The following is a 16,475-nucleotide window of genomic DNA, read 5'->3' as shown; positions in this document are numbered from 1 at the left end:
TAGAACTCTAAAATAGACAACGGAATGAGATCTGAAAAGCAGAGGAAATAGCGGAATAACCGTTGAACTCTGTGTTATTGGCAGGAACCTTATCAAGGTTCGTTGTTAAACTTACTGAGATTTTGTTTGCACCATTCTCGTGCTTGTTGTTTATTTTTCACTTCAATTTTGTGGTAGATTTTGTGCAGATGGACCCGAACGGTCGCTTCACTGATAAAAAGATTGTCGGCAATAGCGCTGGATTCTAAACCAGAGAAAAGCAGGTTTAGTACTTTCACTTCTTTACGAGTAAGGTTATTAGAGCGCAACATACTTTGTTGCTCATGGTGAAGCATTTGTCGCATCCAACAATCCGTTACCGCTCTAGGAAACCATAACTCTCCACTGTTGATGGCTTCAAAACCTTTTTGAAACAAAGCTTCATCAGCATCGTCATAAAAAATGCCTTTGAGATTAGGCCATTCTTTAAGCGCTAAGATATCACCGTCTTTAGGAACATCAAAAATGACGAGTCCTTGGTGATCTTGCTCTTGCATGAACTGATTAATGAATTCGTAATTTGTTATGCCATTAAGCGTCTTATAATTAATGAGTAATAAATTATAGTGATTCACAACATACAGTAGTGGGCTGTAGCTATTTTGGCTTAAAAACTCGATGTGCTTATTTGCTGAATCTTCAATGCTCATAGAACTTTACCTACAATGTAATACCTTTACATAATAGTACATTTTTTGCACACACTTTGACACATATTTACGCTTTTTCTCGCCGTTTTTTGTACCAAAAAATCGATTAATTCTTCAACTCTATATTGAAAAATCAAATCAGTAAAATAGCGCTGAAGCGCAGTCTTTATGCCGTGATTGGCCTAAAAAGGCAGTGCTGGGGTAAGTCGTGTTTATCGTGATTTTATGGCGTTAGGAAAAGCGAAAATAGCAAATTAAATAATGGTTTTTTTATGACAAAGAAAAGATAAAAAAATACCCCCTAATGGTTAGGAGGTACATTGTGTTTTTGCGCTAGAAAGCACGTTTTTTGGGCGTGCAGTACGTCGCTTATTTAGGCTGCCAAGCGAACTGTTCAAAGACAGAATCAACAGGCGTTTCTGCTAGATGGTTTGTGTAATTACTCATTACTTTTTGAGATAGACCTAAAACAATTTCCAGCAATTGACGCTGAGCATAACCCGCTTCAAAGAAGCGTGTTATTTCTTCTTGAGTTAGAAAACCACGATTGCGAGTCATCGCCAATGTGGTTTCATGCAGCACTTGTAATTTCTCTGTCGGCATCGCTTCTTGATTACGCAATGCTTCGGTTAATGCTGGGTCTACCTTCATCATATGCGCAATGCCGGTATGGGCAGGAACACAGTAATGGCAAGCATGTTCAACGTTAATGGTTTGCCAAACAACGGTCAGTTCTTCTGCGTTGAAAGAAGACTCGGTGAACAATTTGTGCAATACCTGATAGCCTTCAAGTAGCCCTGGTGCTTCCGCCATTACACCGTGTAAACCAGGTAAAAAACCATTGCCTTTTATAGAGGCCTCAACGGCTTCTTTGCTCGCTTCTGGTGCGCTTTCTAGAGTATGGATGGTAAATTCGCTCATGGTATATCCTATTAAACAATGGATGATTTTGGTGGCTGATTGTTCGGCCTTGTTTTCAATAAAACGAATAATAAGTGGTTTTGAACGTTCGTTCAAGTTAAAATTGAGCGATCGTTCAAAAAGTTTTTTTATAGAAGAGTGACAATGAGAAAAAATGCCAAGTTTGACCGCGATCAGGTGGTGAATAAAGCGACTGATTTGTATTGGGAAAAGGGGTTTCATGCCACCTCAATGCGTAACCTCCAGGATGTAATTGATATGCGACCAGGCAGTATTTATGCGACTTTTGGTAGCAAAGAAGGCTTGTTTAAAGAAGCGTTGAAATGTTACACGCAGCAGGGAATCGCGGCCTTACATGCTTGCCGACGTGAAACCTCATCGCCGATTAGTGCGCTGCAAAGCTTTGTCAAAATGCTGGTGATTGACTCACAAACCAAGGCGCCGAATGGTATGTGTATGTTGGCGAAAACCGTCGCTGAATTAACCGAAGACAATGCTGAGTTATTAGAAGAAGCAAAAAATTCACTCAAACAAATAGAAACAGAATTTGCTTTGTTAATTGCAGACGCTCAGGCATTAGGTGAAGTGAAAAAAAACCAAACACCGAGAGAATTAGCCCGTTACATACAAATCCAAATTTCTGGTTTGCGAGTATACGCAAAAACCTACGGACAAGAAGCGCCGCTTGATCAGATGATCGAGGACATGTTCACTCAATACCCTTTTTAAAGAACCCACCATCACAACAGGCTGTTATAAAATCAACCAAATCACGAACTTATCGCATGGCCTACGGTTATTTGACCTAGGTCTATAAAAAGTGTCCAAACACCATTGAATGGTTTTCTCTGTCTTTCTCTTGATCTAACGCAATGTTTCTAAAGACAAGCTCACTCATAATTCACGCTTATAGTTAGCTCCAATGGCTGGAGCGGCGGCGGACGTAAAACAACAAGAGCATTGAGTTTAAAGAAAAGTGCCTGTGAACGTCTTTTCTCAATCAAGTGAATGGGTTGAAGTCATTATGATCAATGAAACGGTAGTGGACTTATCGAGGTTCCAGTTTGCTCTAACTGCTTTGTACCACTTTTTGTTTATTCCTTTAACACTCGGGTTATCTTTTATTCTTGCCATTATGGAGTCGGTTTACGTCATCACAGGCAAGCAAGTTTATAAAGACATGGTGAAATTTTGGGGTAAGTTATTTGGTATTAACTTTGCCCTGGGCGTGTCGACAGGTCTTACTATGGAGTTCCAGTTTGGTACCAACTGGTCTTATTTCTCCCATTATGTCGGGGATATTTTTGGTGCGCCGCTGGCGATAGAAGGGTTAATGGCCTTCTTCCTAGAATCTACTTTAGTGGGGCTGTTCTTTTTCGGTTGGGACCGTTTGAGTAAAGCCAAACATTTGGCGGTGACTTGGTTGGTGGCTTTCGCCTCTAATATGTCGGCCTTGTGGATTTTGATTGCCAATGGTTGGATGCAAAACCCAGTGGGCTCTGAATTCAATTATGAAACCATGCGCATGGAATTGGTCGACTTTAGTGCTTTGTTATTTAACCCAGTGGCTCAGGTGAAATTTGTTCACACTGTGTCAGCGGGTTACTGTACTGGCGCGATGTTTGTCTTAGCGATCTCAAGTTATTATTTGCTAAAAGGTCGTGACCTGGCTTTTGCTCGTCGTTCTTTCGCTATTGCTTCAGCCTTCGGTTTAGCCGCCACATTAAGTGTAATCTTATTGGGTGATGAGTCTGGTTATGAAATTGGCGATGTTCAAAAAGTGAAAATGGCCGCCATTGAAGCCGAATGGGACACACAGCAAGCGCCTGCGGATTTCACCTTGATCGGTCTTCCGAATCAAGATATTGAAAAAACCGAATACGCGATTAAAATTCCCGGCGCCCTCGGCTTGATCGCCACTCGCTCGCTGGACAAACAAGTGACTGGTATTGATCAGCTTAAAGAGCAAAACCGTCAGCGTATTATCAACGGCATCTATGCGAACCAGCTGCTTCAGAAATTGCGTGATGGATCAACAGATCCTCAAGTGAAAGCCGATTTCGAAAAAGTGAAAGGGGACCTAGGTTATGGCTTGTTGGTAAAAACCTTTGCCGACGACATGAACAACGTCACGGCGGCTCAAATAGATCAAACCGTGGAATACAGCATTCCGCATGTGGCGCCTATCTTCTTCTCTTTCCGAATCATGGTCGGTCTTGGCTTCTTTATGTTGCTGATTTTTGCCGCCGCTTTCTACCAAAACGCACGCCGTCGAATTGGTCAGAACCGTTGGTTCTTGAAAGTGATTCTATTTAGTTTGCCGGTTCCTTGGATTGCATGTGAAGCAGGTTGGTTGGTTGCTGAATATGGTCGTCAGCCATGGGCGATTGGTGAAATATTGCCTGTGAACTTAGCCGCTTCTGGTTTAACAGAAGGCGAGCTTTGGACCACTATTATCGGCATTACGTTACTTTATACCGCCTTCTTGATCGCAGAAATGTATCTCATGATTCGTTTCTCTAAACAGGGTCCTTCTAGCTTGCACACCGGTCGTTATGCACTTGAAAACGAAACGGCTCAGATAAAATCGCAGGAGATTTAACATGGATTATGATGTCTTAAAATTAATCTGGTGGGTATTGGTCGGAGTGCTATTGATTGGCTTTGCCATCACCGACGGTTTTGATATGGGCGTGGGTAGCTTGGTCAATATTATCACTCGTGATGACAGCGAACGCCGCGTGATGATTAACTCCATGGCCCCTCACTGGGACGGTAACCAAGTATGGTTTATTACGGCGGGCGGGGCGTTATTTGCGGCTTGGCCTGTGGTGTATGCGGCTTCGTTCTCAGGGTTTTATATGGCGATGATCTTGACCTTAGCCGCGATGTGGTTTCGCCCAATTGGCTTTGATTACCGCTCGAAAATTGACTCGCCTCGTTGGAAAAGAAACTGGGATTTATGCATAGGTTTTGGTTCTATCGTGCCACCTATTATCTTTGGTGTGGCCTTTGGTAACCTACTACAAGGTGTGCCATTCCAATTTGACGAGTTCTTGCGTGTAGATTACACCGGTTCTTTCTTTGGGCTATTGAATCCCTTCGCTATTTTGTGTGGCTTGGTGAGTCTGATGATGATCATTACCCAAGGTGGTGCTTGGTTGCAGATGAAAACAGAAGGGGACTTGCTGAAACGCGTTCGCAAAGCCACCATAGTGACCTCATTACTTGGCGCTGTGTTGTTCATCTTAGCGGGTGTGTGGTTAGCGTATGGTATCCAAGGGTACGTCATTACGAGTGCCATCGATGGTGGTCAAGTCCTTACTCCATTGATGAAAGAAGTGTCTATTGAGCCAGGCGCTTGGTTGGCGAACTACGATAAGGTGCCTTTATTAATGCTGGCTCCTGTATTGGGTGTATTAGGTTTGTTGGTTGCTGCGTTTGCGAGTCGTGTGAACAAAGGCGCCTTGGCTTTCTTAAGTTCCTCTTTGGGTATCGTGGGTATTATTGTCACTGCGGGTGGGTCTATGTTCCCATTCCTAATGCCATCGTCTACTTTTCCTAGCATGAGTTTGACTATGTGGGATGCGACTTCTAGTCAACACACCTTGCAAATCATGTTTATCGCCGCGTGTATTTTTGTGCCGATTATCTTGTGTTACACCATTTGGTCTTACATTGTGATGTTTGGTCGTATCAGCAAAGAGCATATCGAGAAAAACGCACATTCTCTTTATTAAGCACATTCATTAAGAAGGGGGGCGCTCCACCTGTAGCGCCCCACAAAGGAGACAGTATTATGTGGTATTTTGCTTGGAGTCTAGGGGTTTTACTGGCTTGCGCATTCGGTATTGTAAACGCGATTTGGCTAGATTTTAGCGGTTACGAAGGCGAAGAGGAGCAAAAGTAAGCGCATGTCTAAACAAGAGAAAGCGCACAAGTCGCCACGAAAGGCACGGCTAACTACGCCAGAATTGCAGTTTCTTAATGAATGGGCAAAACGACAAACGAAACGTTATCGTCTTGTTCAGCTGCTGGGTATTCTTTTTACCGTCGGTTTGGTTGCCCAAGCTTGGTCTTTGGCTAATGTCTTTTCTGACTTGGTCATTGACGGCGCTTTTTCTGTTTCATTGTTGTTAATCGCATTTTCTGCATTGCTTATTCGCGCGTTGGCCAGCTTTGGTCGCGAGCGATTAAGTGCCGCAGCCAGTCGCAGTATTCGCTATACACTGCGCAAAAAATTACTCTCACATTTGACTCATCTTGGGCCTTCACGCTTAAAAATTGACGAAGATGCGGCCTTGTCGACACGAGTCTATGAACAAGTCGACGCCCTCGATGATTATTTCAGTCGCTATAAACCTCAGTTGTTTATGGTGTCCTTGATTCCCTGTGTTATTTTGCTTGCGGTGTTGCCTGTCTCTTATATTGCCTTTGGGGTGTTTATGATGACGGCGCCATTGGTGATTATTTTTATGATCTTTGTGGGCCATAAAGCCGCGCAAGCGAACCGTCGACAGTTTCGAGTGTTGGCCATGTTATCAAACCAGTTTATGGATTTAAGCCAAGGGCTGGCAGAACTAAAACGCCTCGGTCGTACCGGACAAGCCAAACAGCGTTTGTCGGACAGCGCCAGTGCGTATCAAAGAACGACCATGGGCGTGTTGCGTTTGGCATTCTTATCAACCGCAACGTTGGAGTTATTCGCCTCCTTGTCCATCGCGATGATCGCCTTGTATCTGGGGTTGGGCTTGTTAGAGCAATTGCCTTGGGACAAAGGACAGGCACCGGTCACGTTAACTCAAGCCTTTTTTCTCTTGTTACTCGCGCCAGAGTTTTATTTACCGTTGCGCCAATTAGGCAACGATTATCACGCCAAACAAAAAGCCGAAGCCGCAGCGACCGCGTTATTGGAAATATTCAATACTCCGACACAAGACGCGCAGACCGCGAGCAAAGACGACGCCATTCAATCGCATTTATCGATCGTCAAAACACAATCTACCTCCTTGTTGACCTTTCAAGCATTGAGCTGGCAGCAAGCTGGCCGGACTCGTTTAGCGCCGATCAGTAATCATATTCGTGAAGGTGAGCGTATCTGGCTTAGTGGCGAATCTGGTGTCGGAAAGTCCAGTTTGCTGCATTTGCTATTGGGGTTTGAAAAGGGTTATCAAGGCGAATGTTTTGTTTACCACGAGCCATTTTCGACGCTGGATATTGCGCAGTGGCGAGGCCGATTGGCCTGGTTGCCACAAACACCAGAATGGGTAAATGGCAGCATTCGTCAAAATCTATTGTTGGGCATACAGCCTCCAAGTGAACAAGAAATACAAACCGCTTTAGAGAAAAGCCAGTGTGCGGATTTCATTAAGGCCTTACCGGCTGGGCTGGAGACCAAGCTTACCGAATTAGGAACCGGCTTATCAGGAGGGCAAATGCAGCGACTTTCCATTGCTCGGGCGCTGCTCTCCAATGCCGATGTTTGGTTGCTAGACGAACCGTGTTCTGGGCTTGACGAAGACACGGCTAACGCCGTACTTGAGACACTAAATAGCGTTTCAAAAGGCAAAACCTTGCTAGTGGTCAGCCACGATACACACCCGATTTCTTGGGCTGACAGACATTGGAATTTAACCCACGGAGGTTTGCATGAGCAAAGTATCCAAGCTATCGCTTAAGCGCCTGTTATTGGCGAACCCATGGGGCTTTGCAATACCACTATTTTTGGGTGTCATGGCCAGTGTGGCTGGCGTGGCATTACTTGGCATCTCTGGTTGGTTCTTGTCGGCGGCAGGGCTTGCTGGCGTACTGGGATTAGCACAAGGTTTTAACTATTTTACTCCAGGCGCTTTGGTGCGTTTAATGGCTATTTTGCGAACTGCAGGCCGTTACGGTGAGCAGGTAACCGCTCATGATCATCTTCTAAGTTTGCTTAAAACCTTACGCTTATGGGTTTGGGATCAACGAGTTGAAAAAGACCCAGCGAACCTACATCAGCAAAGCCGAGGCGACTTATTGCAACGGTTGGTGAGCGATCTAGACCAAATTATTCGTTGGCCATTGGTCGTGATGTTACCGTGGATTTACGCTTTATTAGCGTACGCTGGCGTGAGTGTGGTGGCGTACCTTATATCACCCACATTATTGCCGCCATTGCTGGTCGCCGCCGTGTTGCACTTAATCCTTGTACCACTTCTATGTGGGCGTTATGCCAGTCATAGTGTTCATGTTGGGCAGATCTTAGGCACGCACCGTCGAAGCCGCTTTGTTAGCGTGTTTTCAGCCCTAATCACCTTAACCATTCGTGGCCATTGGCAAGCATACTCAGCGCGTTTAGAACAATTGGACGAACGTCAGAAAAACACCGAAATTCGCATTCAACAAGCCATCAGCCTAGGTCGTTTAGCCTCTTATGCGATAACGATTGGATTGCTCGCGAGCTTCTTCATCTTGTTAATGGATAATCAAAGTCAGAGTGGTGCGCTTACCTTAGAGCAAGGAGTGCAGGGCACCTGGGTCGTTGCATTAGTGCTTTGTATACTAGCGGTCAACGAACTGGTTTTGCCTTTAGCCCAGTCTTTTGTCGCTCAAGGGCAATCCCAAGTGGGGATTCGTCGATTAAACCAATTGCGCTCAGAAAAACAGACCTCAGAAAAGTCAGAGGCAACCTCGTTAGCGACTATCCAGCGTATAGAATTAATCCAATATCGTGGTTACCATAGCGCCTCAGGGCTCGGAAATGCACCGATTAACATGACAGTAGAAAGTAACGACTGTGTCTGGCTACGCGGAGAAAGCGGTTGTGGTAAATCGACATTATTAGCCTCGCTAGCAGGAGACTGCTTGAGTGAAGGCCAAGCCTTGATAAACGGCGCGCCAAGCGATCTATACGGCAACGAACATTATCAATCCAAACTCAGCTATTTGCCTCAAAACCCTTATGTCTTTCAACAATCACTGCTAGCCAACCTACGCCTTGGCGCAGAACACGCCAGTGAAGAAGCACTCTGGGAAGTACTGGACGCCGTTGCATTAGGCGACTGGGCTCGTAGCCTACCTAAAGGGCTAAATACCTTAATCGGAGCACAAGGACGAGACCTCTCCGGCGGCCAACGAAAACGCCTCGTACTAGCGCGACTACTATTAAGAAACACCAGCGTACTGCTACTCGACGAACCCTTCGACGGACTAGACAGCGAAAGTATCAAACAAATTTGTCATTCACTGCAAAACGAATACAAACCAGACATACTCCTACTCATCAGCCACATCCCCAGCCCCCTCAGCGACAACGCCAGAGTCATCCAACTATAAACAATGCCTTTTATCTAGGGCAGTCGTAGGCCGGATGAAACGAGGCACGAGTGAGAACCCTGCGTTCACACATCTCCCGGCACGGTGAAAATTAACCAGAACATGAAAATTAACTAGGACAGGCACATTAAAACCCCCGTGGTTGCTGGGTTCGTGAAAATTAACCAGGACAGGCACGTTAAAAAGCCCGTGGTTGCTGGGTTCGGTGACTTTTTAATTTGTGGGCTGGCCTTCAGGCCAGTGACTCATGAATCGATGAGTTTAACCAGTAATTAACCAGGACTAATTAACCAGGACAGGCACGTTAAAAAGCCCGTGGTTGCTGGGTTAGGTGACTTTTTAATTTGTGGGCTGGCCTTCAGGCCAGTAACTCATGAATCGATGAATTTAACCAGAGGTCAGAGTCGAGAATTAACCAGGACAGGCATGTTAAAAAGCCCGTGGTTGCTGGGCTTGATAGATGTTTGATACGAAAATGTGATGTGGGCTAAATGATGAAAACTCCATTTTTATCGCCAGATTCCCATTGTGCCTGCGTCCATGCAGGCCTAGGAGTGAGTCATAAATTTAAATTGGCAGGGCAAAAATCAAAGTGAGTCCGCCGCATAAATACACAGCTCGTTTGATGTATTTAAAAGGGGCAATGAGTGCCATGGATATAAAATAGAGTGCGAGGGCGATTTTTAAGGCGCTTGCGATGGCTAACAATGGGCTGCTGCCTAATAAAATAAGCGAAGGGTTAGCGATCATCGCCAACGGGATTAAATACAAACCTACTCCCAACATCATGGCAATGCCTGCGACTTTGAGCCAGTTTTCTTTGACCATCCCTGCAGCGATGAAAACACTGCCACACACAGGGGGCGTGATCGTTGACAGCAAGGCAAACCAGAAGACAAATAAATGGGCTTGAAGTGCAGATAAGCCCAATTGCGCCAACGCAGGACCCGCTACCGAAATACAGATGACATACGCTGCGGTAGTGGGTACTTCCATGCCAAGGATTAAGCAGGCAATGGCAGTTAAGAAAATGGCAGGCCAAAGCATTCCCGCAGAGCCTGAAATAATGAGAGACGTTATTTTTACGCCCAACCCTGTAATTGCCAGTACACCAACCACGATAGAAGCACACAATATGATGGCGGCTATCATAGCGATTTGTTTGCCTGCATTAATGCCGACATCTTCTAATCGTTCAAGCAGTTGTTTTTTATTCGATACGCCTTTGGAATTGAAGAAAAGTAAAATAGCCGCACCAAAAATAGCGATACTGGCGGCAAATTGTGGTGTATAAGCAGGGCCAAACATTCCCCAAAGCAATATCCCAAATGGAATCATGAAGAAGCTACAGGTAATGAATAGCTGACGATGGCTAGGTTGCTGGTCTTTACTGACGGCTTTTAAATCATAGCGTAGTGCAAAAGCATCGATCCCCACCCAAACTGCCCAAAAATACAAGATAGCGGGTAAAATGGCGGCCATCATGATGCTTTGATATGGAATTCCTGTCAGCTCAACCATCACAAATGCGCCGGCGCCCATTAATGGTGGCATGATTTGCCCTCCAGAAGAGGCAACGGCCTCAGTCGCTCCGGCTAATGATTTAGGGTAACCAAGCTTTGTCATAGCGGGTAATGTGATTGCGCCAGTTGATGCGACATTAGCAGAAGCGGAGCCTGAGATAGAGCCAAATAGAGCTGAAGAAATAACTGACACTTTTGCTGCTCCGCCTCGTAGTCTGCCAGCCGCGGTAAGTGCTAAATTCATGAAGCCTTGTCCTGCTTCGCCAGCATTGAGCACGGCGCCAAAAATAACAAAGATAGCAACGATACTGACAGAAACCCCTGTGAGTTTCCCCCAGATTCCCCCTTCAGCTATGGTTAATGTACCCAAAAAGCTGCCTATCGGGGTGCCAGGGTGACCAAATTCACCTGGAATATATTGTCCGAACATCCCATATGCCAGTGCGAGAACCGCTACCAATGGCAATGGCCAGCCAATACTGCGTCTTGCCATTTCTAAAACACTCATCAACAAAACAGCGGCAATCCATAGCTGGTAGTTTTCACTGATATAACCGTATTGGTCGCCTAAAGAGTCGGCATTGTAGGCCACCCACATGGTTGCGATTAAGCCTAATATGGTAAATAAGTAGCCAGTATAGCGTTGGAAGGGTGTGCTACTCATAAAGATAAAAGCCCATGGTAGGGCGAGTGCCATATGAAGTGGGCGACTAACTAGATTAGGCACTAAACCAGAAAAAATAAGTGTTAAATGGAAAATGATACTAACGAAGCCAAAACCGGCCCAAAAATATTTGCTAGGCATAAAGCGTAATCTGTTTAAGTAAATGGAAGATAAGAAAGTGAGTGAGTGTATTAGGTATTTTAAGCAGAACCTAGAATATTATAATAAGTTCTGCTTAAGGGAAGCGGTATAAAAGGGAGATGTGCGCTTTTATACCGCAGGGCAACCGTGATTAAACATCATAGCTTATAGTTGATTGGCATTTAAACGGACGCCCATTTCACGGTAGTACTTAGCAGCACCTGGGTGAATCTTTCCAGTAATGTTGCTGAGCATGTCTGTTGAAACACCTTTCCACCAAGGGGAGTCATTTCCCATTCGTTGTTTTTGTTCCCAAAAAGCTTTTGTTAATGTGTAGGCGGTAGCCTCGTCCATAGCGGTGCTGGTATAAACAACAACAGGTAACGAAGTAGTGGTTATATCGGTTTCTTGTCCGCTATAAGTGCCAGCTGGAATCGTTAGTTTGGTGCGTTTTGATTGCGCTATTTGCTCATCCGTTAATGATAGGATTTTTATTTTTGTGCCAGCAGACGCTTCAATGACGTTCGGAGCGGGGAAAGAGCCTGAGGTAACAAAACCATCGATTTGACCATTTTTCAAGGCTGGTACAGCATTGGAAAGTTCAACTTGAGCAAAGTCTATTTTACCTTCTAAGCCAAACAGTTTGATGTATTTAGCGCCTTCGTTAGCGCCAAATGTTCCTTTGCCCAGTAATATTTTCTTGCCTTCCATCTCAGAAAAATTGTGAATGTTGCTCTTCTCTGAGACAACAAAATGCATGGCTAAAGAGGGAATTGGGAAAAGTGCTCTTATGTCATTAAACTTAGGATTGTTCCTATTTTTAAACATGGCCTTGCCGTTCTGTGCCAGGCTTACCAGCGCAGGAGGCGTTGTGAATACGTAATTAGCTCCCCTAAAAGCCGACTCCATCACGTTTTGAACAGAGCCTTGGCTTTCTTCAACAGTAACAATCACATCGCTATTCGTGTCTTTTTTAACCGCTTGGGCGATTTCTACAGCCATTTGATAATAAGACGAGCTGGTCTTGGCTGACTTAAAAGTGATTTGAGTTTGCGCGAAACTTAATTGTGCCACGCTCAAACCGATGACAGTAGCGACTAAGGCTTTGTGAAATTTCATCAAAATGATTCTCTATGTGATTATTTGTTTTAAATTTATCGCCAAATTATAACCAATGAAATTGATATTAAGAAGCCACTACCTAAGATAGCCGATTAAAAAGCCATAAGATTAAATCAAGGGAAGCACATATAACCTCGAATGAAAAAGGTGTCATGGCATTAGAGTAGAGAAAGGAATGAAAAATAAAAGGGTATTATGCGGATGGAAAAGTATTTTAGCTGCGTCCTTGCAGCGCTGGGTTCGTCATGAAAGATAGACAGAGCCTCCGTCCTGGAGGCTGAAGCAAATCCCTTGCTCTCTGTCTAGATTCAAATTTAGACCCGCTTTTTCGTTCACGCAAATATCAAAGTGTAACAATATGTTTCTTATGTCTTATCGCAGGCTTTAGCAGCATAGGATTTATCAGGGGTTTACTAGGACAGGCACGTTAAAAAGCCCATGGTTTCTGGGTTCGATGACTTTTTTAATTTGTGGGCTGGCCTTCAGGCCAGTAATTCATGAATAGATGAATCTAACCAGAGGTCAGAGTCGAGGGCATCAGTGACGCTCCGCTGCAATAAGATCACTTTAATCACATGTGTCTCGCTCTTCTGATATCCGGAACCCGCAGATTTACTAGGACAGGCACATTAAAAAGCCCATGGTTTCTGGGTTCGATGACTTTTTTAATCTGTGGGCTGGCCTTCAGGCCAGTAATTCATGAATAGATGAATCTAAAAAGGATTTACCAAGACAGGCATGTTAAAAAGCCCATGGTTTCTGGGTTTTAGACCAATTCTCAGAGATTTATCTCGGTATGAATTTCAAGGCTTACTAGGACAGGCATGCATATAGGAAGTTGGTTTTAGATATTTGTGGGACGTTGCTGCATTCGGGCTAACCCGTTATTATGTGCGGCTATAATAGGGTGGTTGTTATGCCGCCTTAGCTAACTTTCTAGGATTCTAATGAAAAAGACGTTTGCGTTATCCCACCCTAAAATTTCCTACCAGCGCTTAATTGAGATGGCAAAACACGATGTTAAAAAATACATCAAGCAAGAGCGCGCTAAAGCATTGCCTGAAGGGGCTGATTTCTGGGGATTCAATTGCAAATTTGGTCAAACAGCAGATAAAGCAAGAACTGTTCATGAAGGCGATATTAATACCAATATTAGTGCTGCGCAAAGTCAGCATTGGAAGTCTTTTTACCTTGAAGTAGTGGCGGTTCCAAAGACGCGAACTAAGCGAGATGATGCTGAGTAAAACCTTATTTTTTGTTCTGCTTACCTGAGGTGGGTAACGGTAAAAAGCGCGACTTAGGTCGCGTTTTTTTATGGTTTTCCGTCTGAATATTTTTACCAGGACAGGCATAGTTAGAAACGTCTGTCGCTCTAAAGATGAGCCATAAGAGTGGTTTGTTAGCGTGTCTCTGAGTAGTGGCTATACTCAGTGAAGTATGTTTAGGTAATCAAATAAGAAGTGCAAAATATGAGGTAAGGTATGTTTTCTCGATGGATGTGTGTACTTACAGTGTTGTTGTTATCCGGGTGTGCGTCGCTACAAGAAACAATGGATGTTAATAAGCCCACAGCGTCGGTGGCTGACGTGTCCATTGGTAGCTTATCGACAGATGCCGTGACGTTATTGCTGGATGTTGAGGTGAAAAACCCGAACGTATTTCCATTGAAAACGGCGGGATTTGATCTGGGATTATTGGTAAATGGCAATAATATTGCAAAAGTGAATCAACCAGACTCGAGTTTGTCTCTGCCTGCGAAGGGAAGCAATAGCGTTCGTTTACCCGTGACGTTAACATTTGACCAGCTTATTAAAGGTGTTGGCAGCCTTAAGGATAAAAAGCAATTTGATTATGCCGTAGAAGGTGATGTTGCTATTAATTTACCTGTGTTGGGTGACTTGAAAATGCCTGTAGCCTACGCCGGACAGTTGCCGATTCCTCAAAAGCCAGAAGTCGCGTTTAAAGGCGTTAAAATGGACTCTGTTGGTCTGAGTGGTGCTACATTTAATGTTGATTTAGAGGTAACCAACCCAAATGACTTTGATGTGAATTTAAGTGATGTTCATTATAAGCTGGCATCGAAAGGTGCGTCATTAGGTGGTGGCGAAATCAAAAAAATAGCACTAGGAAAAGGCAAAACTCAGCGTCTTACCATTCCGTTAACACTCGGTTTTAGTGAGATGGGAATGAGTTCCTATCGTATGCTGACCAGCTCGGACCCTGTTAGTGTCGACATGAGTGTTGGTGCCAATGTAGAGACGGATATTCCTGGTTGGAAGTCTAGTCCTATGACGTTTGAAAGCCAGCAAGTACTGACCCGATAGCCATCTTGTTTCCATTATGACTCTTTTTAAAACATGATGTTGAATGTCTTTGTTAACGCTTAGACATTCGATATTATTCTTTTAATGATAAGACGAATTTCAAAACATTCTTTGTGAGATTTAAGATGACTGAGTCACCCATCCAATTAATTTGTCCAAGTTGTAATACAAAAAACCGCCTGCCACACTCGAAACTTAAAGATAAGCCTATTTGTGGAAAGTGTAGAAAACCAGTTCTTGCAACAAGTCCTATTGTGGGAAACAGTGATAACTTCAGTCGCTTTGTTACCTACAATGATTTGCCTGTAATTGTGGATTTTTGGGCATCCTGGTGTGGGCCGTGTAAGCAATTTGCTCCTATTTTTGAAGAATTGGCAGGGGAAATGTCTAATCAGGTCTGTTTTATAAAACTAGATACTGAAAACAACCAAGGTATCGCTGGTGGCTATCATATTCGTTCGATTCCTACTCTGATGATATTTCATCATGGCAAAGAAATTACGCGCATGTCTGGAGCTTTACCTAAGGCGCAATGCAAACAATGGATAATGCAAAACTTGCCTTCTGTTTAACCGCAAATATTAGCAGGACAGGCACCATTAAAAGCCAGTCATACTGAGGTTTGAGCGTTTAATTGGCGAAATTAATTATACTGTATATAATTACAGTATAATTCTTAGTCAAGAGCGTGATCTATGCCTATACCAAGAAGTCAGCAAGTCAGTTTAGAAAGTACGCCTTATTATCATTGTATTTCCCGTTGTGTACGCCGTGCTTTTTTATGTGGTGAAGACCCCGTCACAGGAAGCAGTTATGAACATCGGCGTGGCTGGATCGAGAAACGTTTATTGTTTTTAGCCAGCGTGTTTAGCATTGATATTTGTGCCTATGCAATTATGAGTAATCACCTTCATGTGGTGTTGCACGTTGATCCTGAGAAAGCGCAAAACTGGTCCGCACGAGATGTTCTCGAAAAATGGCATCGGCTGCATAAAGGAACGCCCTATACACAACAATATGTTAAAGGAGAAGCCTTATCGCCTTTTGCATTGAAGTTGGTGGAGGCGTCAGTAGAGTCATTTCGGCATCGGTTGATCGATATCAGTTGGTTTATGAAAGAGTTAAATGAGCCAATTGCTCGACATGCGAATGCTGAAGACAAGTGTACGGGGCACTTTTGGGAAGGGCGTTTTAAGTCTCAAGCATTGTTAGATGAAGCGGCTTTAATTGCTTGTATGGCCTATGTGGATTTAAACCCAGTGCGAGCCAACGTGAGTGATACTCCGGAAACGTCAGATTTTACCAGCATCAAACATCGTATCGGTTTTTTGAAGAGAAATAGTCAGCCGAAATTCCTCTCTCCCTTTGTTGGTAACCCTAGACAAGATATGCCCAATGGGCTGCCTTTTCAGCTAAACGACTATTTAGAATTGGTCGACATGACGGGTAGGGTGATAAACAGTCAGAAAAGAGGGCTAATAGACGTTTCATTTCTACCTATTTTACAGCGCTTGGGTATTTCAGCCGATAATTGGCTCTGCATTGCGACGCAATTTGGTAAGAAAACAGAGAATGTTGTAGGTCGTGCTTATTCGGTCGCTCGCTATTGTGAATCAAAAAATAGGAAAAGGCAGCTTAAGCGGCAGAATGCTTTGCTTTTTGCATAACAACATTAATGGCAAGAAAAGCTCAGTTAAGTGTAACTGATTGCTTTAGCTTGCCTTAAATTTACTATCCTTCCTTTCAACCCCTTTTCAACCCCTTTTTAAGCCCACTT

14 protein-coding genes are annotated in these 16,475 nt (G+C 44.1%); 10 read left to right on the top strand and 4 right to left on the bottom strand.

Annotation, left to right across the window (positions count from 1 at the left end):
- Positions 1 to 92 precede the first annotated feature (92 nt).
- Together ACIGBN_RS09490 and ACIGBN_RS09485 are read right to left on the bottom strand one after the other, a co-directional pair.
- Positions 93 to 689, bottom strand: a complete 597-nt coding sequence (locus tag ACIGBN_RS09490) for a LuxR C-terminal-related transcriptional regulator (protein WP_133001455.1) — start codon at positions 687 to 689, stop codon at positions 93 to 95.
- 369 nt (positions 690 to 1,058) lie between these two features.
- Positions 1,059 to 1,610: a carboxymuconolactone decarboxylase family protein gene (locus ACIGBN_RS09485; protein ID WP_396665059.1), complete on the bottom strand. Its 552-nt coding sequence runs from the start codon at positions 1,608 to 1,610 to the stop codon at positions 1,059 to 1,061.
- Positions 1,611 to 1,754: 144 nt separating this feature from the next.
- Here ACIGBN_RS09485 and ACIGBN_RS09480 point away from each other — a divergent pair, with 144 nt between their 5' ends.
- From ACIGBN_RS09480 to ACIGBN_RS09455, 6 genes are all read left to right on the top strand, one after another.
- Positions 1,755 to 2,339, top strand: coding sequence for a TetR/AcrR family transcriptional regulator (locus ACIGBN_RS09480; RefSeq protein WP_396665057.1), 585 nt, complete (start codon positions 1,755 to 1,757; stop codon positions 2,337 to 2,339).
- Between the two features lie 295 nt (positions 2,340 to 2,634).
- Entirely contained in the window at positions 2,635 to 4,212 is a 1,578-nt protein-coding gene (locus ACIGBN_RS09475; RefSeq protein WP_133002085.1) for a cytochrome ubiquinol oxidase subunit I, read from the top strand.
- 1 nt (position 4,213) lies between these two features.
- Positions 4,214 to 5,350, top strand: coding sequence for a cytochrome d ubiquinol oxidase subunit II (gene cydB, locus ACIGBN_RS09470; protein WP_133001452.1), 1,137 nt, complete (start codon positions 4,214 to 4,216; stop codon positions 5,348 to 5,350).
- A gap of 59 nt (positions 5,351 to 5,409) precedes the next feature.
- Positions 5,410 to 5,520: a cytochrome bd-I oxidase subunit CydX gene (cydX, locus tag ACIGBN_RS09465; protein WP_133001451.1), complete on the top strand. Its 111-nt coding sequence runs from the start codon at positions 5,410 to 5,412 to the stop codon at positions 5,518 to 5,520.
- A gap of 4 nt (positions 5,521 to 5,524) precedes the next feature.
- Positions 5,525 to 7,288, top strand: a complete 1,764-nt coding sequence (gene cydD, locus ACIGBN_RS09460; RefSeq protein WP_396665054.1) for a thiol reductant ABC exporter subunit CydD — start codon at positions 5,525 to 5,527, stop codon at positions 7,286 to 7,288.
- Entirely contained in the window at positions 7,260 to 8,924 is a 1,665-nt protein-coding gene (locus ACIGBN_RS09455) for an amino acid ABC transporter ATP-binding/permease protein (protein ID WP_396665052.1), read from the top strand. Before cydD ends, ACIGBN_RS09455 begins: the two co-directional genes overlap by 29 nt.
- A 567-nt stretch (positions 8,925 to 9,491) precedes the next feature.
- Here ACIGBN_RS09455 and ACIGBN_RS09450 read toward each other — a convergent pair.
- Both ACIGBN_RS09450 and ACIGBN_RS09445 read right to left on the bottom strand, forming a co-directional pair.
- Positions 9,492 to 11,252 carry a TRAP transporter permease gene (locus tag ACIGBN_RS09450; protein WP_396665050.1) on the bottom strand — a complete coding sequence of 587 codons (1,761 nt, stop codon included), beginning with the start codon at positions 11,250 to 11,252 and terminating at the stop codon, positions 9,492 to 9,494.
- Positions 11,253 to 11,417: 165 nt separating this feature from the next.
- Entirely contained in the window at positions 11,418 to 12,371 is a 954-nt protein-coding gene (locus ACIGBN_RS09445) for a TAXI family TRAP transporter solute-binding subunit (protein ID WP_133002084.1), read from the bottom strand.
- Positions 12,372 to 13,321: 950 nt separating this feature from the next.
- Between ACIGBN_RS09445 and ACIGBN_RS09440 the strand changes: the two genes are divergently transcribed.
- The 4 genes from ACIGBN_RS09440 to ACIGBN_RS09425 all read left to right on the top strand — a co-directional run bounded on the left by ACIGBN_RS09440 (position 13,322) and on the right by ACIGBN_RS09425 (position 16,365).
- A complete protein-coding gene (locus ACIGBN_RS09440; protein WP_133001447.1) occupies positions 13,322 to 13,618 on the top strand; it encodes a DUF6172 family protein in 297 nt (98 codons plus the stop codon).
- A 237-nt stretch (positions 13,619 to 13,855) separates the two neighbouring features.
- A complete protein-coding gene (locus tag ACIGBN_RS09435) occupies positions 13,856 to 14,698 on the top strand; it encodes an LEA type 2 family protein (RefSeq protein ID WP_396665049.1) in 843 nt (280 codons plus the stop codon).
- A 125-nt stretch (positions 14,699 to 14,823) separates the two neighbouring features.
- Complete coding sequence (trxC, locus tag ACIGBN_RS09430) at positions 14,824 to 15,270, top strand: thioredoxin TrxC (protein WP_396665047.1); 447 nt, start codon at positions 14,824 to 14,826, stop codon at positions 15,268 to 15,270.
- A 123-nt stretch (positions 15,271 to 15,393) separates the two neighbouring features.
- Positions 15,394 to 16,365 carry a transposase gene (locus tag ACIGBN_RS09425; RefSeq protein WP_396665045.1) on the top strand — a complete coding sequence of 324 codons (972 nt, stop codon included), beginning with the start codon at positions 15,394 to 15,396 and terminating at the stop codon, positions 16,363 to 16,365.
- Positions 16,366 to 16,475: the final 110 nt, after the last annotated feature.

Origin of the sequence: Marinomonas sp. NPDC078689, from assembly GCF_044542435.1 — a bacterium.
GTDB classification, from domain to species: domain Bacteria; phylum Pseudomonadota; class Gammaproteobacteria; order Pseudomonadales; family Marinomonadaceae; genus Marinomonas; species Marinomonas arenicola.
The sequence above is the reverse complement of the archived record's forward strand: the minus strand, read 5'-3'. Positions and strand labels throughout refer to the sequence as shown.